Genomic DNA, 18,450 nt, shown 5'->3' with positions numbered 1-18,450 from the left:
GCCATGCCTTGCCGTAGCACCGTGTCGGCTTCGGCTCAAACGGCATCATCCCCGTTTGCTGCTACACACGGTCCTCCAGCCCGCGGTCAACCTCCCCCTCCCCTTCCGATCCCAGGGGGCGTCAGATGCTTTAGGAGCCCTAAGGGACGCGAGATGGCAGGGCGGCGGGAGGTCTGGCCGGGACGGCGTGGCGGTGCCCACAGCGCCAAAAAAAAGGCACCTGAAGCGGTGCCCGATGCATCATTTCAGTCGAGGTGCCGTTAGAGCCCGTCGGCCTCTCTCTTTCGCAGCCGGAGCCCCTTGCGCTCAGCCAGGTCCGCATACCCTCGCTCGAAAGTCTCACATACCAGCTGCTGGATCTGCTGGCCGTGCTCACCCTTCACGTCGCTTAGATCCAAGCCGCCGATCGCGGACACAGCGTTCGCCAATCTCGGCGCCAATCCGCCGAACATCGTCGCGAGGAATGACGTCAGGCCTGCGGCCTCCTCGCGATCGTCACCCGACATGCAGCCGAGCAGCTCGGTCCCGAAGAACGCTTCTGACTGCGTGATGCCGAGCGCGGCGCAGATCGCCTGGGCCTCGTCCACGCGCATCGGCCGGCGCTTGGCCGGGTCCGAATGCAAGATGCAGTGGAGCCTCGTCCGCTTCATCATCGGCGTTGAAGCCTCGAGCACGCGGAACGTGACCCGCAATTCCTTCATCCTCGCGAGGAGGAAGTCGGCAAGTTCTGGCTTGGCGCTGCTACTGCTTTCGCCAGAATTGTAAGGATTAGACGCTCCCACCTCAGGGCACTCCCCACCCGCTAGCTTCGACTCAGGTACGCCCGAAAATGACAGAATGGCAACCCTGCCGTTAACGTTAATTTCATGTTTCCGAGGTGCTACCTGATTGGAATCACGTTCGTTTCGGTTCTTTTTGCCGCAGCACGAAAGGCCTGAGCGTCCTCGACGTCCAGCCCCAGCTTGTTAATCACCTCTGTCGTGTTCTCTTCAACGATGAAGTCGAAGAGGACCAGTGAAACGGCGGACGCAAAACTCACCGATGATCCGATAACCTCTTGAAGGTCTGGGATCGAACCGTCGATCGCCTCAGCGCTGCTTTCGAGGATCGTCAGTGATAGGCCGACATCGCCATCGGTTGGGATGATCCGCAGATGCTCCTTCAGAGAGCCTGGTCGGTAGGTATCCTTGATTTGGGCGGCCGAGGAAGATCGATCGTTGACCACGTCATTGATCGAAAGAAGTCTCTTCTTCTTGTTCGAAAAAAGCCGGATGCTTTCGGTTACGAGCCGAAAGAATGTTTCCGAGATCTTTAGATCGAAGGCGCGTTCACCCGCCGTCATCTTAGAAGAAGTCCTCACCTTGATAGCACACCCTGAAAAATACCGTCTCCGCGGCGTTTTAGCACCATCGAGTCCGCGTTGTGTAACACAATCAAAGAGCGGAGTCGCATCGCGGGATTAAGGCCCTCGCGCCGCTGTCCTCGCACACGGACGCCTGTCCGCCAATACGGACGGCTGTCCGCTATTACGGACAGGCGGTCGTAAACGCGGACAGATGTTCGTGGGGGCGGACAAGTCGTCCCGAAGCGCGGGACAAGAGCCTGTTTGGTGAGCTGGCGAAGCTCATTTCGTCGCAATCGCAGAAAAAACTTACGGCAACCTTACCAGTTCCTAAATCCGCCGATTGCGCGAATTTTTTTCCCGGTCGAGCCTTTGGTTGGGCGCGCTGAAATGCGCTCAATCAAAGGAGACCTTTCGTCATGAAGACCATGCTCAAGATGGGCCGTCGCGTCGAGACGGCCGCACTGGCCACCCTCGGCGTCGCAGCCGCTGCGGCCGTGATGGCCTCGCCCGCCTTCGCGGGTGCCGACGGCACGTTCGATACCGCGCTGAACGCTTTCACCGGCTTCCTCGAGGGTTCGGGCGGCAAGATCATCACCGTGCTGTCGCTGGCCGGCGGTGTCGTCGGTCTGGCCTCGGGCCGCTTCTCGCTCGGCCAGGTCGCGATCCCGGTCGGTGTGGGCGTCGGCGCCGGCACCGGCGTTCCGATCGTCACGTCGACCGTCACCGCCACCATCTAATTCGATCCGACACCGGCGGAGATAGCAGCTCCGCCGGCGTCGTCACTGAAGGTGGCGTGATGTCAGCCGATAAGTACGTGATCCCATCGCACTTGGATGATCCAGAGCTGATTGGTTTTTGGACGTTGGACGAGTTCCTAGCGATGGTCATCCCCTTCACCTGGGGGATTCTGTCCCAACACATCGTCATCGGGATCGGGTTTGCCGTCCTGGGGTGGTGGGCTCTTCGTCGAGCTAAGGCGGGACGGGCGACTTCCTGGCTGATTCACCTGGCGTACTGGCACCTCCCCGGCGGCTTTCCGTCGCTCAGGGCCACGCCACCTTCCTATCTCCGACTGATGGTGGGCTGACATGGATTTTTCCTACCAGCACGCGCAGAGCCAGCGTGTCCTTCGCCAGCGCAATCTCCTCGGCATCGCTGCCCTTGTGCTGGCAGGCGCCGTCGCACTCCTCCTCCTCATGTCCGCGACCCGCAGTCGTGAGATCGTCCTGCAGCCGGTCCTCGGATCGCCAGTGACGGTCTCTAGCAGCGGTGTGTCGCGCGAATATCTCGAGCTCGTCACCCGCGACACCGCGGTGCTGACGCTCAACCGGTCGCCGGGCAGCCTCGACTATTGGATGAAGTCGGTCCTCGCGATCGTCTCCCCGAGAGCGCAGGGCACGATCAAGGCGGACCTGCTGAAGATCGTCAACGAGCAGCGCAATTCGAGCATGAGCCAGTTCTTCACGCTCGAGGGCATGGAGATCGACGCCAAGCATCTGCAGTCGACCGTGACCGGCAAGCTCAGCACGGTGGTCGGTCAGAAGATCGTGTCGAGCGAGCCGCGCACCTTCATCTACGACTGGGAGTATTCGGGCATGAGCCTGAAGCTGGTCGGATTCAGCATGGCGCAGCCGAAGGGCCGCCTGGGAGGGTCGCTGTGACCGCCACAATTTATGCTTTCGGCAGCGCTGCACTCGGCACTGTGCTCGCCTCGCGCACGATGTGCTGGCTCAGCCGCATCGCTGGCGCGGCACTGATCGCGCTCGCCGTCTTCTTCTTTGCCGCTCCCGCGTTCGCGGCGAGCGATCAGACGTTGATGGTAGCGGACGGTGCGCAAGTGTCGTGCACGGCGTCTGCCAAAGATTTGACGCGCATCAGCCTCGTCGGCGACGAGTTTGCCGGTGTCTCGAAGATCAACACGGGCAACCCCTCGGACGACTTCTCGGTCGTGAACGAGCCGGTGCGCGGCGACATCTACCTGTCGGTGCCCGAGGGCTTCAACCGCCAGACTCTGTCCTTCTTCGGTACGTCCAAGCGCGGCTACGTCTACAAGTTCGCCTGCCGGATCGCGGGCGACCAGGCGGTGCAGGTGTTCCTGTCGAACCCCGCGATCGCCAAGGCCGACGCGGCCGAAGCGGCGCCGACCAAGGTCGCCGCTGCGTCGACCCCCGAAGACGCGGCAGTGTCGCTGGTACAGGCGATGTACGCGAACAAGTCGGTCGACGGCTATGAGCTGCGGCAGCGCTCCTTGAAGCCGGTCTACGTCGGCGACCTCAAGGTCCAGATGATCTCGGAATATCGCGGCGAGGCACTGACGGGTCGCGTTCTGCGGATCGAGAACAAGGGCACGCAGGAGAAGGTCCTGACCGAGGCACAGGTCGCGCCCGCGAGCGCCCTCGCCGTGTCGATCGCCGAGCCCAAGCTCGCACCGGGTCGGGTCACGACCGCCTACCTCGTCTCGCGGAACGGAAACTAAGCCATGGCCATCAAGGACATCTTCTCGCGGTCGCGTAAGCCGCTCGACGGCCCCGAGGCCGCCCCGGAGACGGACGGCGTCTCGCCGATCGCCTCCGAGCTCGACGGCAACACCGAGACCAAGAAGAAGCAGCGCATGCTTCTCGCGAGCGTCGGCGCGGTCGGCCTCGTCGCCTCGTCGTTCTGGATCTTCGGGGGGTCCGATAACGCCCGCAAGATCGATCCCGATAAGCCCGAGCAGGTGAAGGTGTCGGTCGGCGACATGGCGAACAGGACGCTCTCCGAGCAGGAGTGGATGGCCCTGTCGGAGAACCGCTTCCAGTCGGCCGAGAACCAGCTGAAGAGCGTCGACGGCACCAACGCCCGTGTGGCGCAGCTTTCGCAGCAAATCGACGCGTTGAAGGCGCAAAACCAGTCGATGTCGTCGGACGGCCAGCGTGTCGTCTCAGCCTATCAGGCCGAAAACGAGCAGCTGCGCAGGCAGGTGAACGAGCGCACGGCCGCCCCACCGCCTGTCCCGGCCGGTCCGCAGGCGATGTACGGCCCGGGCAGTGCCGCGGTGTACGGCCGCGGCGCCGGCGCGCCGCCTGCCGGACCAGACCTATCCGCGCCTCGCCTGAGCGAGGTGAAGATGGTCTCGTTCAACTCGACCGACCGCGGCACCGCGTCCAAGATCGCCAAAGGCAGCACGGTCTATACCGACAGCCCCAACTACCTGCCCGCGAACAGCTTCGCGACCGCCAAGGTCATCGTCGGCGTCGACGCCGCGGCGGGCGTCAATAGCCAGACGGATCCGCTGCCGGTCGTGCTGCGCATCACCGGGCCAGCGCGCTCGGTGCTGCAGAACGGCAAGCTCCTCACCACCAAGATCCAGGGCTGCCTCATCAACGGCGCCGCACGCGGCGAGCTGTCGAGCGAGAAGGTCTATATCAAGCTGCAGAAGATGACCTGCCCGCAGCCGGGCGGCCGCTATGCGGAGTCCGAGGTGAAGGGTTTCATCGCGTTCGGCGGCAAGACCGGCGTGCGCGGGCGCGTCGTCAGCCGCGAAGGATCGCTGGTGAGCCAAGCCTTCATCGCCGGCCTCGTCGGCGGGATCGGGCGCGGCTTCGCGGCCAACACCAACATCGCGCTGCAGCCCGGCAACGTCGTGCTCGCCAACGGCAAGCGCCAGCAGCTCGGGCTCGGCGACATCGCGCAGGGCGGCGTCGGCAACGGCATCGGCGAGGCAGGCGACATGGTCTCCAAGTACCTGATCGAGCGCGCCGAGCAGTACCAGCCCGTCATCGAGATGCCGACGGGTGTCGACGTCGAGATCGTCTTCCTGGAGGGTGTGTATGTCCGCAATTGATTACATCGCCTTCTGGCGTCTTCGTCCTCGCTTCATCGCCACCATCGCGGGTTGCGCGGCTGTCGTCGGCATCGGTGCCGCTGGCGCTGCGGCGGATCTCGGCATCATGTCGCCGTCCAACCAGAAGGTCGCCGCACTCCTCAAGGCGCGGCTGCCGCGGACCGACGTATCCAAGGTCGACTGCGGCGTGGTCGACGGCCTCTGTGAGGTGACGGCCGGCAGCAACCTCTTCTATGTCGATCGTTCGGGCCGCTACCTCATGATCGGCCGCGTCTACGACATGGAGACGCGGCAGGACCTGACCGCCACCCGGCTCCTCGAGATTAATCCCGACACGCTCATCGGTGGGGCGGCCAAGGCCAACAACGCCGCCAGTAGCGACGAAGCGCCGCTAACGCGCGGCGCCGGTTCCCAGCCCGCCGCACCTGCGGCACCGCAGCACCTCTCGCTCACGAGCCTGCCGGCGACCGGCGCGATCGTCTGGGGCAAGCCTTCGGGCAAAACGGTCACCGTGTTCAGCGATTTCCGCTGCGGCTATTGCCGCGCGCTCTCCAACACGCTCCGCACGATGAACGTCCGCGTGATCGAGCGCCCCATCTCGGTCCTGGGCAGCCGCGACCTCGCCAATCAGGTCTATTGCGCCAAGAACCGCGAGGAGGCCCTGCATCAGGCCTACGCCGGTGAGCCGCTGCGCAATGCCGGCACCTGCGACACGTCGGGCCTCGACGCCAACGAGAAGTTCGCGCGCGCCCATGGTCTCTCCGGCACGCCCGTCATCGTCCGCGCCGACGGTGCGATGATCGAGGGCTACCGGCCCAAGGAGGCGCTCGCCGCCTTCATCGCGGGAGGACGGTCGTGAACCCTACCAAAATCGGAGCGCTTGGTCTCATCCTCGCGGGCACTGGCCTTGCCAGCTGCACGACGATGGGTGGCAACATCAAGGGCAACTTCTCGTGCGTCGCCCCGGATGGCATCTGCGCCCCGAGTTCGACGATCGATGATCGCGCATTGGCGATGATCGCCGGCGAGGACGGCGATCGCATGATTACGCCGGCTGGTCCCTACAGCGTGCCCGCAAGCGACGGTCGCGGCCCTCAGAGTATCGCCGCGCGCTCGGTAAGTGGCGGCTTCCAGGCCGCATCAGCCGCGCCGGCGCGTAGCCAAGAGCGGGTGCTGCGCATCGTATTCCCCGCGCAGATCGACGCGGCGGGTCGCCTTCGCGAGCAGACCGCCATTCATGCCGTGGTTGAGCGTGGCGAGTGGCAGCAGGCTCTCGCTGCGAACGCGGTTGCGACCACGCCCTCCGAGGTAGCATCGGCGACGGGCGGCGATACTCTCCTCGCCGCGGTCGATCGGGCCGACCCCCCCGTCACCGCGTCCGCGGATCCCGCCTTTGATCCCGACATGCCGAGCGCGGCTGCGGTTGCCGCTGCGCGCGTGCAGGCCGATCCTGTTGGTGACATTAAGGACCAGGTCGCTCGCCAGCTCGCGCGCAATCCGAGACGCGTGCCGGTGGCCACCCGGCCCACGTTCCGCTCTGCGCCGACAGGGGTAGCCGTCCAGACTGCACCCGTGGCTCCTGCCGCCCCGCCTCAGGCGCGAACGGCGACGACACAGCCTGTCGGCCCCGCCAAAACCCCCGCCCCTTCCCCTTCCGCGTCTGTTCGCCCTGTCGCGACGACGCCAACGGCAACGTCGGCCGTCACCGTCCCGCTTCATGCAACCCAGGCGGGTCGGACCGCGATCGCATCGGTCGCGGCAAACCCGGCAATCCGTGCGGGGCTCGGTCGCGTCGAGCCTGACGCGCGCGAAGCCGCCAAGGCCAACGGCGTCGTACCGGTGCTGCGCGCTCCCTCATTCCCCGGAGTGGATCAATGAGCTTCCTAAGCGGCCTGCTGGCGATGATCCTTGGCGATAATGCCAAGCCCGAGGGCGGACGGCCCGACACCGCGGTGCCGCGCTTCGTTCACTGGCTGCCGTATCGCAGCTTCGACCCAAAGACGAAGATCTTCTACAATAGCGCGACCCGCGGGTTCGTCCTCGAGTGCACGCCGATGCTCGGCGCGACCGAGCAGAGCCATGAGATGCTCGCGCAATTCCTCTCTGAGGGCATTCCGACGCCGGGCGCGCTGCAGGTTCATGGCTGGATGAGCCCGCGCATTAGCGAGTTGCTCTCCAAGTGGTATCTGCCGCGCTATTCGGCGGCCGGCGTCTATGAGCGCATGGCCAAGCACCGTACCGAGTATCTGCTCGGTGGCGTGTGGAACTCGCTGTCGTCCGCAGCGCCCTTCCACATGCGCAATCACCGGCTCGCCATCTCCTATTCGACGCCGGAATCGAGCCGCGTGTCCAACGAGGAGATCGTCTCCGTGATGGAGGGCCTCGCGTCCGCGCTGGAGTCCATCGGCGTCCATTCGCGCGCCATGGATCCCAAGGCGCTCATCACCTGGATCGATGACCTGACCTCACCGACGACGGCACCGGGTGACGACACGATCACCTACAATCCGTTCGATCCCATCGCCGATCAGGCGGTGCGTCACGACCTCGAGATGAAGATCGAACCCGATCGTATTCTGCTGCGGACCGAACGATTCCGCCCGACCGGCAAGACGGTCGATAATGCACCCGAGATCGGCGAGATCTATCCTGACACGTTCGACGTGCGCTCCTTCTCGGTGCGCAACCTGCCGCAGCGCTGGGCGCCGTGGGACATGGCCAAGCTCATCGGCGACATGTTCGCCGACAAGCTGCGCATGCCCTGCCCGGTCTCGACCAACCTGTGTCTCGACTTTCCGGATGCGGAGGCGGAGGGGCAGCGCGCCGGTCGCAAGTTCATGCGGACCACGAGCCTCGCGGACTCCAAGTCGGCGCGCATGCTGCCGCAGCTGAAGGATCAGTCGGCCGAGTGGAAGTTCGTCAAGGACGAGCTGCGCCAGGGCCGCAAGCTCGTGCAGGCCTTCTTCTCGGTCACCTCGTTCAGCCCGAAGGGCAAGGGTGACTCGAACGAGCGGACACTGAAGTCGGTGTACCGCGCCGCAGGCTGGGACCTGCTCGACGATCGCTATCTGCAGATCCAGGGCCTGCTCGCTGCCATGCCGATGACTATGGCGAACGGGCTGTCGTTCGACCTCAAGAACATGAAGCGCATGCGGACGGTGCTGACCACCACCGCAGCAAGCCTCATGCCGCTGCAGGGCGAGTATTTGGGCGGCCTCCAACCGCACCTCATGCTGGTTGGCCGGCGTGGACAGCCGTTCTTCTGGTCGCCGTTCGAGAACACCGCCGGCAATCACAATGTCGCGGTGTGCGGCAAGTCGGGCTCGGGCAAGTCGGTCGCTCTGCAGGAGCTGTGCGCCTCGATGGTTGGTGCCGGCGCGAAGGTCGTCGTGATCGACGACGGTCGCTCGTTCGAGCACTCGGCCAAGCTGCAGGGCGGCGCCTTCGTCGAGTTCACCATGGCGTCCGGCTTCTGCATCAACCCATTCGCGATGATCGATCCGGAGCTTGCCGGGCAGGACGAGGACTATCTCATGGACTGCTTTGCGATGCTGAAAAGCATCGTGAACCAGATGGCGCGGCACATCGACAAGCTCAACGACACCGAGCGTGGCCTGATCGACGGTGCCATCAACAAGGTCTGGGCGGCGAGGGGACGTAGCGGTTGCATCGATGACGTGATCGCTGCCCTGGAGGAGACGGGTAATCCGGTTGCGACCGACCTCGGGATCGCCATGCGCCCGTTCTCGAGCGCGGGCACCTATGGCCGCTTCTTCACCGGCGACGTGTCGTTCCAGCTGAAGGCGAACCTGACCGTCTTCGAGCTGTCGGACCTGTCGTCGCGCGAGGAGCTGCGCTCGGTCGCGCTCACCGCGATCATGTTCATGGCGAGCCAGGCAATGCGCCGCGAGGATCGCTCCGTGCCCAAGGCGCTCCTCCTCGACGAGGCGTGGCAGATGCTGAAGGGCGGCTCCATGGCCGACTTCATCGAGGCCTATGCGCGTACCTGCCGCAAGTACGGTGCCTCGCTCGTCACCGCCACGCAAAGCATCAACGACTATTACAAGTCGGATGGCTCCAAGGCTGCGCTCGAGAACAGCGACTGGTTCGTCGTGCTGCAGCAGAAGGCCGAGACGATCGCTGATTTCAAGAAGCACGACCGCTTCGAGATGGACGATTACACGGATGCGCTGATGCGCTCGCTGAAGCGCAACGGCGTCGAATATTCCGACGTGCTCATCAAGGGGCCGGAGTCGATGGCGGTCGGTCGCCTCGTGCTCGACCCCTATTCCGCGACCGTCTTCTCGTCCTCACCGCGCACCTTCGCGGCGATCCACGATCTGCTCGATCACGGTCTGACGATGGAAGAGGCGATCGAGCGCGTCGCCTATCCCGAAAACCCTGAAAAGTGGAGCGACGCCGGCGACGACGCGCTCCCGATCGCCGCGGAGTGACCGTCATGGCAACGCACGCAAACCCCCTTCTCCCGCTCGCCGCGCCCAAGAGGACCGGACGGGTCGACTATGGCTTCCTGCTCTACTTCGGGCTGCACATGGCGGGCTTTCTCGCCACTACGTTGCTCATGACGTGGGGGCTCTTCGTGCTCTTCTTCCTCGTCCTGGGCGGCCTGTCGCTCGATGGGATGATGCACCACCTCCAGAACATGACCAGTCGCTATCTGGCGGCCGGATCTGATCGCGTCGATCAGTTCAAGATCACGGTGGGTATCGCTCACCTAATCCTCTCGACCGCCCTCATCTTCTTCCGCCGGCACGCCATCCTGCCGCGCGAGCCTGCCGCCCGGGAGCGCCAAGCATGACCGAAGCATCGAGTATTGACCGCAACGACGATGGCCTTGGCCTGTCGCCCGGCCTCGAGACCACGCCGGTTCGTGCATCGGGGCGCGCGGTGACGCGGCGGGCCGTATTCGCCGGCTATACGATGCCGCAGCTCCTCACCGGTGCGGCTCTCCTCCTCGCCCTGATTTGGGCCATGTGGATCAGCAAGGCCGTCATGGCCGAGAAGCCGCAGCACATCGTGAAGGCGGACCTATCGCGCATCGTCGGCGAATACGTGCAGGCGCAGGCCCGCAGTGCCACGCCACCCGAGCAGGTGCAGGCGCAGATGCGGACCTTCATGGCGGCGCTTGATACCGAGCTTCAGCGACGTGGCGCCGCAGGGCAGGTCGTCCTCGTCGGCGAGGCGGTCCTGTCGAAGAGCGTCCCCGACATCACCGGAGAGGTCGCCAAGGCCGTCTATTCGGCCGGCATCCGCGTGCCGCAGCCCGCCTCTCCCGCTCAGATGGGTGCCATGATGCGTGGACAGGCTCCGACTGCTCCCGTTGCTGCCCCCGTCGCCGTTGCGCCTGAAGTCACGCAAATGCCGACTGGTGCTCCCGCCCCATCGCCCTTCGGCGCGGTAGGGATGGACACGGCTCAAGCGGTCCCCGCCCCGGCCCCCGACCTTAGCGCTGCTGGCGCCAGCGTCTCGACCTTTGGTGGTCCCAGTGGCCAGTAACGCGGTCAGCGCACCGGCGCCGACTGAGCGCTTTCGGCCGAGGAAACGGCTTTGGGCGGCGCTCGGCCTTTTCATCGCTGGTGGCGCGTCGCTCAATGCACTCGCGGAATGGCGCGACACGCACGCCCTGCTCATCAACTCGTCAGAGTCGCTGCCGAATTGGGCCTTCGTGATCCACAAAACTGCGGCGCCGGCGCGCGGTGAATACGTCTTCTTCGTGCCTCCTGCCGCGCCGCTCGTCGTTCGGCACTTCGGTGCAAAGAAGCAGATGTTCGGCAAGATCGTCTATGGCATGCCGGGCGACCTGGTTGAGCATCGCGGCGCTGACGTAATCGTCGCCGGTAAGCTCGTCGCGCACATGAAACCGCTGACAAAGTTCGGCGAACGACTTGTGCCCGGCCCGACCGGCATCATTCCGCGTGACTGCTATTTCGTCGGTAGCCCGCACAAGGATGGCTTCGACAGCCGGTATGCGGCGATCGGCTTCGCGTGCGCAAACAAGATCGTCGGCGTCGGAAAGCCGATCCTGTGAAGCGGGCGCTGGAGTCCGTCGCGATCGTCGCCCTCCTCTCTGTTTCGCTGAGCTCGGCGACCCGCGCGAGCGACCATGGCATCGTCGGGCAGACATTCCCGATCGTGGAGCCGGATCTGCTCGCCACGATCGAGGCAAAGCTCCAGCGGCTGCAGGCGAACGGCGACATCGATCGCATGAATGCGGCCTTCGCTCGCAGGGCGGAGGCCCGCGTGCGGCGTCCGAAACCCGTCGCCGGTATCACTCCCGCGACCGAAGCGCGGACCTGGGCCTATGACCCGACGATCACGATCGAGCGCGACGTTCAGGATCAGAAGGGCAACTACATCGCCCGGCGTGGTCAGACCGTGAACCCGCTCGATTTCACGGCCGTCACCCAGGCGCTGGTGTTCGTCGACGGTGACAACAAGGCCGAGATGGCGTGGGCGACTGCCCAATACAGCGACCTCAAGGCCAAGATCATCCTCGTCAGTGGCTCCCCCCTCGAGGAGATGACGGCGCGGCAACGCCGCTTCTACTTCGATCAGGAAGGTCGCCTGACGGGCAAGCTCGGCATCCGGCACACACCCGCCGTCGCCGTGCAGGACGGCCGCGTCATGAAGCTTTCCGAAATCAAGCTGAAGGGAAACAGCTGATGCCTCTGTGGCTCGATCTCCTGAAGACGCCGATGGCAGCGCCGGAAACGGCCGAGCTGCGCGGTATGCGCCGCACCTTTCAGTTCCTGTGCGTGGCATCTGCGGTTGGCGTCCTCGCCATCTCTCCGCTTGTGAAGCTCTTTGGTCGCCCCGCGTCCTTCGTGGTGGCGGCCGTCCTCGCGACGACGGCCCTTCACACGGCGCTTTACGTTTTTCGGAAGAACCGCGCGGACAACGCCTACCTCGACGCCGCCACTTCGCCGGAGGAGGCCGCGTGAAAGGCCTGCGCCTCCTCACCCTCGCGCTCTTCGCGTTCGCCCTGTCGGCGGTGTTGAGCCCGCGCGCGGAGGCGCAGTCGAAGTGCACCGGCAAGTTCGTGAACCCGATCACGGATGTGTGCTGGTCGTGCCTGTTCCCGCTTTCGGTGGGTGGCCTCAAGATCTGGCCGAGCAATCGTCCCGATACAGACAACCCCAGCTTGCCCGTCTGCGCCTGCGGATCACCGGTCCCGCGCATCGGTATTTCGGCCGGCTTCTGGGAGCCGGTGCGTCTCGCCGACGTGTCGACGAAGCCATGGTGTTTCGTGAACCTCGGCGGGACCAAGATCTCGCCCGGCTTCGACATCGGACAGGGCAATTTGTCGGGGCCGTCGCAGAAAGGTGGTAACGGACAGAACACGTCAAAGTGGCATGTCCACTGGTACGTATATCCGCTGCTCTACTGGATGGAGATCCTCGCAGACTTCGCCTGTTTCGAGCAATCGTCCTTCGACATCGCCTATATGACCGAGGTCGATCCGCTCTGGCAGGACGACTCTCTTACCGCGCTCATCAATCCTGAGGCGGTGCTCTTCTCCTCACCGATCGCGCAGGCCGCGTGTGCCGGTGACTGCATCGCAGCGACCGCCAAGCTACCTCTCGATGCGACCTTCTGGTGTGCTGGCTGTCAGGGACCGATGTACCCCGTCAACGGCAACATCGCTGCCTCCATCGGCCACGTTCAGGCATCGCGCCTGGCGCTTGCGCGCTTCGCCTTCAAGATCCACCGCGAGGGCCTCGCGTGGGGCACGATGGGCTCGAAGGGCCTCTGCAACAAGTACCCGATGCCGGTGCTGCGCAAGCAGCAATACCGCGTCCAGATGACCAACCCGATTCCGACCGTCAGCGGCAAGTATGCCTGCTCGCCTCTCGGTGCCTCGACCATGCCCCCGCAGGCTGGCCGGGCCTTCCCCGTAAAGGGCGAGGACATGGGCTACCTCGTCTGGCGCAAGCGCAACTGCTGCGTCCTGTGAGGAACCACTGACATGCGTCGCTTCACCATCGTCCTCGCTCTGGTCGCCACAATCGGCGGGATCCAGGCAATCGCTCAGACCGTCGACGGTCTGGATCTCGACGCCATCAAGCGCCGCTCGGCGGCCATGCAGGGCGATGCAGAGACGTTCGCCGATCACGTTCGCAATCGTGGTGAAGCGTTCCGCGAAGAGGCCGTCGCCGTGCAGACCAAGGCCACCGGAAACCTCGTCGAGCTGGCGAAAGCCGACCTGCCAGTGAACGGCGACGGTGCTTTCGATTTTGATGAAATCATCAAGGGTGCCAGCCAGAACGTCTCGTCGACGGGGCGCGGCGACGCGCCCCAGTTCATCGCGTTCGCCAGCTTGTCGATGCCGGTGCCGGCGCTTCGTCAGCTGATCGCCGACACAGCGAAGGCCGGTGGGGTGGTCGTCTTTCGCGGCTTTCCCGGTAATTCGATGAAGGCGTTCAGCGAGGCCTTGAGCAAGGTTGTGACCGAGAAGGACCAGCTCTCGAACGTCGGCATCGATCCCCGCCTCTTCCGCGCGTTCGACATCCAGGCCGTGCCGACCTACGTGGCCGTGTCATCCGACTTCGACCTGTGCTCCGGCCTTAACTGTCGCACCGCGGTGCCCGCGCACGATCGCATCACGGGTAACGTCTCGGTCCGCTATGTGCTCGATACCTTCGTGTCGGCGCGCGGACCGGGTGCTGGTGTTGCCTCGGTCGCGCTGCGCAACATGGCGAAGGCCAGCTAAATGAAGCGGGTCGCCGCCTCCCTGTTTCTCGCAATCCTCGTGGGTGGCGCCAGCGGCGTCATCGCGCAGACGACGATCGAAGAGGCGCGTCAGCAGGGCAATGCCATGGGCAAGGCGATGCGCGCCGATGATACCCTCGGCCCGAATGAGCTGAAGCTGCAGGAGCTTCCCGGCTATGGCGGCACCGATCTGCCAGAGAAGGGCTATTTCGACGATCCCGACAAGCTGACGATGGATGGGAAGGTCGCCGCGCCGACGAGCGACGCCTATGGCACCGTTACCGACACGGGCGGCACGCGGCCGAGCTTCAGCAATGCCGAAATCATCGCTGCGACCTCGCGGGGCACCGCGATCGAGAAGGATCCCGAGACCTATCTCGGCGGGCAGGACATTGGCGGAAGCCAAGGCACCTGCACCGCGCTTCCCCCATCGGTGGGCTCGAAGGGCTATTACGAAGCGACGTGCAACAAGGGCTCGAAGGTCACGCAGGCCAACGAGATCTGCCGCGGCAATATGGTCCCGCACGTCGTCAACACCGCCCGCTATTTCTACTATGGCGTTCTCGACAAGAACGAGGGCTACGGCTTTGCCCGCAATAGCGTCATGCAGGCTCGGACCGCGGCCGGCGTCTGCCGTACCGAGCCGGTGTCGAAGCACATCTGCGACGCGCAGATCGACCTCGGCGCAGGCGGCACCAACGTCGAGGACTATCGCAAATTCTGTAAGGGCAAGCTGAGCGGCACGGCGCAGCTCTATTCCTGTTCGAGCGAGCTTCCCGCCAGTGACACGGGTAGCCACCAGAATTTTCGCACCGGCACGGTCTACCTGAAGAAGGAAGGCGAAGTCAGCGTGTCCGTCACCCGCAACGAGGGCACCTGCCCGTCGCTTGCCGCAGACACCAGCTGCACGCCGCAGGCGGCCGAGGTGTGCACCGAGGGCCCTGAAACACGCACGATTGAAGGCGTGCCAGTGACGCAGAGCTGCTGGGCCTGGTCGCGCACCTTTACCTGCCAGCGGCTCGAACCGGCGAGCGACTGCGGCTCGCTGGACGACAACAAGCAGTGCAAATTCCTGCGCGACGAATGTCTCGACGATCCCCAGTCGGGGGCCTGCAAGGTATCGCAGCGCGTCTATAGCTGCCCGCTGCCGGATGACCCGGCGTCGACCGACAAGCAGTATGTCTGCGGCAACGACGTCTACTGCCTCAACGGCAACTGCGAGCAGATCGAGCGCGAAGCCTCGACCGAGTTCAAGGACGCGCTCGTCGCGCTTCACTCGATCGGCGACGCCGGCAAGCAGTTCGATCCGAACAACCTGACGGTCTTTTCCGGCGAGCGCGGGACCTGCAACAAGAAGATTTTTGGCGCGTCCAATTGCTGTTCGGGCAAGGGTGTGCCGTTGCTGACGCCCTGGCTGTGCAGCTCGGCCGAGAAGCAACTCGACGAGAAGGACGACAAGGGGCTGTGCCACAAGGTCGGGTCCTATTGTTCGGACAAGGTTCTCGGCATCTGCGTCACGTCGAAGGACGCCTATTGCTGCTTCGGCAGCAAGCTATCCCGCATCCTGCAGGAGCAGGGCCGCCAGCAGATCAACAAGCCGTGGGGCAAGCCCAAGGACGAGACCTGCAAGGGCTTCACCATCGAGGAGTTTCAGCGCCTCGACCTGTCGAAAATGGATTTTTCGGAGGTCTATGCCGAGTTCATGGACGCCGCAAAATTGCCCGACGAGGTCAGTGTCATGACCGACATCCAGCAGAAAATTCAGGGGTATTATGACCTTCACGGGGGCAAATGATGTGGAAGGTCCGGGGGGACCATGCGCCGTCGATATGTCGGTGCTCGACCTCGCCATCTTCCTGCGGATCCACCGCTCCGGGCGCGGCACGTCAGCCGGCGAGGTCGCACAGACGGTCGGGCACTGGTTCGACTGTCAGATCGACCCGCGAGAGATCGAGCGATCGTTTCCTCGGATGGTCGACGCCGGTTGGCTGGTGCGCCGCGACAGCGGGATGCGCGCCACGATCAAGGGCCGCAAGCACGGCCGCAGCCACCTCCGTGGGATCGTCCGCATGCTCGATCAGGGCACCAAGATGCTCGACGTCGCGCGGATGATGCACGTCCTTCAACTCGCAATGATTGAGCTCGACGGGGAGCACGACGATGATGACGATCAGGGATAACCGCCGCGGCCGCGTCGCCGCCACGCTTCTCATGCTCCTCGCAGCTGCCGCGCCGGTCGCGGCGCCGGCGGGGGCGCAGTCGCTCGATCTCCAATCGGCCGCCATGGCCGATGCGGGTGACGATGCAGGCAACGAGGACCAGGCGCAGCCGGAAGTCCTCGAGGCAAGCGTCGATACGCCTGCTCAGGGTGACGATTTCTACTGCGGCCAGCGCCGCCTCGGACAGTGGTTCTACTGCGAGCGTCCGAAGACCCCGCCCAAGGCCCCGCAAGCTGCCCAGCAGGCTCAAGCCTCGGCGACGGACCGGATGAAGGCGATCTCCAAACAGCTCAACGAGCTGAAGAACCGCGCCATCCTCGAGCCGACCGAGGCCAACGTTATCGCCTATGTGCGCTATCAGCGCGAGCAGCTGGATCGGGCCTCCACCTTCTCCGACACCTGGCAGCGCGCGCTTTGGCAGAACCCCGACATCGACTACACGCTGCAGCGACCGGTCTCGACCGTCGGCAAGCGCGCCTGGACCGATAATCGCAGCGCAACGCGCGATCAGGCGCTGTCTCGTATCGGCCAGCGGTACGGCATGTTCTACTTCTTCGCGCAGAGCTGCGCCGCGTGCGAGGTCTTCTCTCCGATCCTCCGCTCGGTCGCCGACAGTCATCGCATGACCGTGATGGCCGTCTCCACCGATGGCGGTCCGAGCCGGACCTTCCCCAATTACGTGGTCGACAGCGGCCAGCGCGAGCGCATGGGCGTGCCGCTGGCCACGCCGGCTCTCGTCCTCTTCGACACCGTGACCCGCAAGACCGTGCCCATCGGGTTCGGCGTCATGTCGGCCGACGAGATCATGGAGCGGATCTTCATGCTCACCAACACCAAGCCGGGTCAGGATTTCTGATGAACACGCCCGCCCCCAACCGTCGCCCCTCTTCCTTCCGCGTCTTCCTGCGGCGTTCCGCCGCGGTCGTCGCGTGCCTTGGGGCGGCGAGCATGATCCCGGTCGACATCGCGCGCGCCGACGTCGCTGGGCAGATGAACAGCTTCTTCCAGGACGCGGGGGGCGCGGCCAACGTCACCGGACCGAGCGCCTATCAGGGCCAGAGTGCTGGATATTATTCGATGGGCAATGTCTGGACCCGCTTCCCGCAAAAGAGCGTGCAGCCGCTAAACCTGCAGATGCCGAGCGTTCGCGCGGGGTGTGGCGGCATCGATATCTTCACGGGCTCCTTCTCGTTTATCAACGGCGCCGAGATGGTCGCCATGCTGAAGGCGACCGCCAACAATGCGCTCGGTTTCGCCTTCCAGCTCGCGATCGACAGCGTCTCGCCGGAAATCGGCAAGGTCATGGATGGCATGGCCAACAAGGCACAGCAGATGAACCAGATGAACATCTCGTCGTGCGAGGCGGCGCAGGGCCTGGTGGGTGGCTTGTGGCCGAAGATGGCCGGGGCGCGGTCGAATGTCTGCGCGGCAATCGGCAACAGTCAGGGCATCTTCTCCGACTGGGCGCGATCCCGTCAGGAGTGCGGACCGGGGAATAAGCAGGAGTCGACGATCGACGCCAACACCGATCCCAAGGTGGCGGAGAATGCGGCCGGCACGCCGCGCAACTACACCTGGGACGCGATCCAGAAATCGAACAAGTTCGGCACCTTCGATCAGGCGTTCTCGGAATACCTGATGACCCTCGTCGGCACGATCATCGTCAATCCGAAGGGTGGCGATGACGGCGGCCCGGCCGTGGTCTTTCATGGGCCTGCCGAGGAGGCGGTCGTCACCGCCCTTCTCGATGGTACGGGCACGGGCGGGCAACCAGTCAAGTTTCTGAAGTGCGACGAGCAGCTGAAGTGCCTCAAGGTCTCCGAACAGCCGCTTCAGATCGCGACCGGGCTTCGCACGAAGATCAAGGGCATGATCGACTCGATCAACTCAAAGATCCGCACCGACAGCGCGCTTGACGTCGGGGAGCAGCAGCTCCTCAACATGACGACGATTCCGCTCTACAAAATGCTCGCGGTCCAAGCGATGGCACACCAGAGCTTCAATCCCGGTGAGACCAACGCTCTTGCCGAGATCGTCGCTGTGAACATGCTCTCGGCGATGATCGACAACATGCTCGATCGGATCAGCCAGTCATCGGTCCAGGTCCAGTCGGGTGACGTCGACGTCAGCAAGGCATGGCGCGAGCAGCTGGCGTCGGCACGTGACCGCTACTCGCAGCGCGACTTCAAGCTGAACGACAAGCTTAATCAGACGATCTTCCTCATCAACAAATCCGTGATGCTGGAATCGACCCTGCAGAACAGCATGTCGCCGGCGATGGCCGCTTCGCTCAATTTCTCGCGCGGGCTGAGCGCGCAGGGCCTCAACTAAGG

Annotated in this window: 21 protein-coding genes; 19 read left to right on the top strand and 2 right to left on the bottom strand. The window is 64.4% G+C overall.

The annotated features are described in order from the left end of the window. Positions 1 to 260: 260 nt before the first annotated feature. Together MF607_RS14820 and MF607_RS14815 are read right to left on the bottom strand one after the other, a co-directional pair. Positions 261 to 692 carry a hypothetical protein gene (locus tag MF607_RS14820; protein ID WP_242120162.1) on the bottom strand — a complete coding sequence of 144 codons (432 nt, stop codon included), beginning with the start codon at positions 690 to 692 and terminating at the stop codon, positions 261 to 263. 188 nt (positions 693 to 880) lie between these two features. Next, positions 881 to 1,342: a hypothetical protein gene (locus MF607_RS14815; protein ID WP_066773308.1), complete on the bottom strand. Its 462-nt coding sequence runs from the start codon at positions 1,340 to 1,342 to the stop codon at positions 881 to 883. A 419-nt stretch (positions 1,343 to 1,761) separates the two neighbouring features. On the opposite strand from MF607_RS14815, the gene MF607_RS14810 reads away from it, so the two are divergent. From MF607_RS14810 to MF607_RS14720, 19 genes are all read left to right on the top strand, one after another. Next, on the top strand, positions 1,762 to 2,082 hold the full coding sequence (locus MF607_RS14810) for a TrbC/VirB2 family protein (RefSeq protein ID WP_066708110.1): 321 nt from the start codon (positions 1,762 to 1,764) through the stop codon (positions 2,080 to 2,082). A 59-nt stretch (positions 2,083 to 2,141) separates the two neighbouring features. Next, positions 2,142 to 2,432, top strand: a complete 291-nt coding sequence (gene traL, locus MF607_RS14805; RefSeq protein WP_198356595.1) for a type IV conjugative transfer system protein TraL — start codon at positions 2,142 to 2,144, stop codon at positions 2,430 to 2,432. 1 nt (position 2,433) lies between these two features. After that, the gene (locus MF607_RS14800; RefSeq protein WP_242120160.1) at positions 2,434 to 3,006 is read left to right on the top strand and encodes a type IV conjugative transfer system protein TraE; all 573 of its coding nucleotides are present in this window, start codon (positions 2,434 to 2,436) and stop codon (positions 3,004 to 3,006) included. A gap of 59 nt (positions 3,007 to 3,065) precedes the next feature. After that, the gene (locus MF607_RS14795; protein ID WP_242120410.1) at positions 3,066 to 3,821 is read left to right on the top strand and encodes a type-F conjugative transfer system secretin TraK; all 756 of its coding nucleotides are present in this window, start codon (positions 3,066 to 3,068) and stop codon (positions 3,819 to 3,821) included. Between the two features lie 3 nt (positions 3,822 to 3,824). Then, positions 3,825 to 5,168, top strand: coding sequence for a TraB/VirB10 family protein (locus MF607_RS14790; protein WP_242120158.1), 1,344 nt, complete (start codon positions 3,825 to 3,827; stop codon positions 5,166 to 5,168). Next, a complete protein-coding gene (locus tag MF607_RS14785; protein ID WP_198356636.1) occupies positions 5,155 to 6,027 on the top strand; it encodes a DsbC family protein in 873 nt (290 codons plus the stop codon). The genes MF607_RS14790 and MF607_RS14785 overlap by 14 nt, the downstream gene beginning before the upstream one ends. After that, positions 6,024 to 7,046 (top strand): conjugal transfer protein TraV, encoded by a 1,023-nt coding sequence (locus MF607_RS14780; protein ID WP_242120156.1) that lies wholly within the window; start codon positions 6,024 to 6,026, stop codon positions 7,044 to 7,046. The genes MF607_RS14785 and MF607_RS14780 overlap by 4 nt, the downstream gene beginning before the upstream one ends. Beyond that, the gene (gene traC / locus MF607_RS14775) at positions 7,043 to 9,622 is read left to right on the top strand and encodes a type IV secretion system protein TraC (protein ID WP_242120154.1); all 2,580 of its coding nucleotides are present in this window, start codon (positions 7,043 to 7,045) and stop codon (positions 9,620 to 9,622) included. Before MF607_RS14780 ends, traC begins: the two co-directional genes overlap by 4 nt. Positions 9,623 to 9,627: 5 nt before the next feature. Further along, positions 9,628 to 9,987: a hypothetical protein gene (locus MF607_RS14770; RefSeq protein ID WP_242120408.1), complete on the top strand. Its 360-nt coding sequence runs from the start codon at positions 9,628 to 9,630 to the stop codon at positions 9,985 to 9,987. After that, positions 9,984 to 10,685: a TrbI F-type domain-containing protein gene (locus tag MF607_RS14765; protein WP_242120152.1), complete on the top strand. Its 702-nt coding sequence runs from the start codon at positions 9,984 to 9,986 to the stop codon at positions 10,683 to 10,685. The genes MF607_RS14770 and MF607_RS14765 overlap by 4 nt, the downstream gene beginning before the upstream one ends. After that, positions 10,666 to 11,217 carry a S26 family signal peptidase gene (locus MF607_RS14760; protein ID WP_431311957.1) on the top strand — a complete coding sequence of 184 codons (552 nt, stop codon included), beginning with the start codon at positions 10,666 to 10,668 and terminating at the stop codon, positions 11,215 to 11,217. Before MF607_RS14765 ends, MF607_RS14760 begins: the two co-directional genes overlap by 20 nt. Continuing rightward, the gene (gene traW, locus MF607_RS14755) at positions 11,214 to 11,852 is read left to right on the top strand and encodes a type-F conjugative transfer system protein TraW (RefSeq protein ID WP_066773540.1); all 639 of its coding nucleotides are present in this window, start codon (positions 11,214 to 11,216) and stop codon (positions 11,850 to 11,852) included. The genes MF607_RS14760 and traW overlap by 4 nt, the downstream gene beginning before the upstream one ends. Then, positions 11,852 to 12,130, top strand: a complete 279-nt coding sequence (locus tag MF607_RS14750) for a hypothetical protein (protein WP_066773532.1) — start codon at positions 11,852 to 11,854, stop codon at positions 12,128 to 12,130. Before traW ends, MF607_RS14750 begins: the two co-directional genes overlap by 1 nt. Next, positions 12,127 to 13,143: a conjugal transfer pilus assembly protein TraU gene (gene traU / locus MF607_RS14745; RefSeq protein WP_310103679.1), complete on the top strand. Its 1,017-nt coding sequence runs from the start codon at positions 12,127 to 12,129 to the stop codon at positions 13,141 to 13,143. Before MF607_RS14750 ends, traU begins: the two co-directional genes overlap by 4 nt. Positions 13,144 to 13,155: 12 nt before the next feature. Beyond that, positions 13,156 to 13,899, top strand: a complete 744-nt coding sequence (gene trbC / locus MF607_RS14740; protein WP_242120148.1) for a type-F conjugative transfer system pilin assembly protein TrbC — start codon at positions 13,156 to 13,158, stop codon at positions 13,897 to 13,899. Next, the gene (locus MF607_RS14735) at positions 13,900 to 15,693 is read left to right on the top strand and encodes a conjugal transfer protein TraN (protein ID WP_242120146.1); all 1,794 of its coding nucleotides are present in this window, start codon (positions 13,900 to 13,902) and stop codon (positions 15,691 to 15,693) included. Positions 15,694 to 15,727: 34 nt separating this feature from the next. Further along, positions 15,728 to 16,078 carry a hypothetical protein gene (locus MF607_RS14730; protein WP_066708155.1) on the top strand — a complete coding sequence of 117 codons (351 nt, stop codon included), beginning with the start codon at positions 15,728 to 15,730 and terminating at the stop codon, positions 16,076 to 16,078. Continuing rightward, positions 16,059 to 16,973 carry a conjugal transfer protein TraF gene (locus MF607_RS14725; protein WP_242120144.1) on the top strand — a complete coding sequence of 305 codons (915 nt, stop codon included), beginning with the start codon at positions 16,059 to 16,061 and terminating at the stop codon, positions 16,971 to 16,973. Before MF607_RS14730 ends, MF607_RS14725 begins: the two co-directional genes overlap by 20 nt. 92 nt (positions 16,974 to 17,065) lie before the next feature. Next, a complete protein-coding gene (locus MF607_RS14720) occupies positions 17,066 to 18,448 on the top strand; it encodes a conjugal transfer protein TraH (protein ID WP_242120404.1) in 1,383 nt (460 codons plus the stop codon). The last annotated feature ends 2 nt before the right edge of the window (positions 18,449 to 18,450 follow it).

This window comes from Sphingomonas lacusdianchii (assembly GCF_022664395.1).
In the GTDB taxonomy this organism is placed as follows: Bacteria; Pseudomonadota; Alphaproteobacteria; order Sphingomonadales; family Sphingomonadaceae; genus Sphingomonas; species Sphingomonas lacusdianchii.
The sequence above is the reverse complement of the archived record's forward strand: the minus strand, read 5'-3'. Positions and strand labels throughout refer to the sequence as shown.

Coding starts and splice junctions, on each gene's coding strand:
- MF607_RS14815 (WP_066773308.1), bottom strand. CDS start 1,342: ATGACGGCGGGTGAACGCGCCTTCGATCTAAAGATCTCGGAAACATTC.
- MF607_RS14810 (WP_066708110.1), top strand. CDS start 1,762: ATGAAGACCATGCTCAAGATGGGCCGTCGCGTCGAGACGGCCGCACTG.
- traL (WP_198356595.1), top strand. CDS start 2,142: ATGTCAGCCGATAAGTACGTGATCCCATCGCACTTGGATGATCCAGAG.
- MF607_RS14800 (WP_242120160.1), top strand. CDS start 2,434: ATGGATTTTTCCTACCAGCACGCGCAGAGCCAGCGTGTCCTTCGCCAG.
- MF607_RS14795 (WP_242120410.1), top strand. CDS start 3,066: ATGTGCTGGCTCAGCCGCATCGCTGGCGCGGCACTGATCGCGCTCGCC.
- MF607_RS14790 (WP_242120158.1), top strand. CDS start 3,825: ATGGCCATCAAGGACATCTTCTCGCGGTCGCGTAAGCCGCTCGACGGC.
- MF607_RS14785 (WP_198356636.1), top strand. CDS start 5,155: ATGTCCGCAATTGATTACATCGCCTTCTGGCGTCTTCGTCCTCGCTTC.
- traC (WP_242120154.1), top strand. CDS start 7,043: ATGAGCTTCCTAAGCGGCCTGCTGGCGATGATCCTTGGCGATAATGCC.
- MF607_RS14770 (WP_242120408.1), top strand. CDS start 9,628: ATGGCAACGCACGCAAACCCCCTTCTCCCGCTCGCCGCGCCCAAGAGG.
- MF607_RS14765 (WP_242120152.1), top strand. CDS start 9,984: ATGACCGAAGCATCGAGTATTGACCGCAACGACGATGGCCTTGGCCTG.
- MF607_RS14750 (WP_066773532.1), top strand. CDS start 11,852: ATGCCTCTGTGGCTCGATCTCCTGAAGACGCCGATGGCAGCGCCGGAA.
- trbC (WP_242120148.1), top strand. CDS start 13,156: ATGCGTCGCTTCACCATCGTCCTCGCTCTGGTCGCCACAATCGGCGGG.
- MF607_RS14735 (WP_242120146.1), top strand. CDS start 13,900: ATGAAGCGGGTCGCCGCCTCCCTGTTTCTCGCAATCCTCGTGGGTGGC.
- MF607_RS14730 (WP_066708155.1), top strand. CDS start 15,728: ATGTCGGTGCTCGACCTCGCCATCTTCCTGCGGATCCACCGCTCCGGG.
- MF607_RS14725 (WP_242120144.1), top strand. CDS start 16,059: ATGATGACGATCAGGGATAACCGCCGCGGCCGCGTCGCCGCCACGCTT.
- MF607_RS14720 (WP_242120404.1), top strand. CDS start 17,066: ATGATCCCGGTCGACATCGCGCGCGCCGACGTCGCTGGGCAGATGAAC.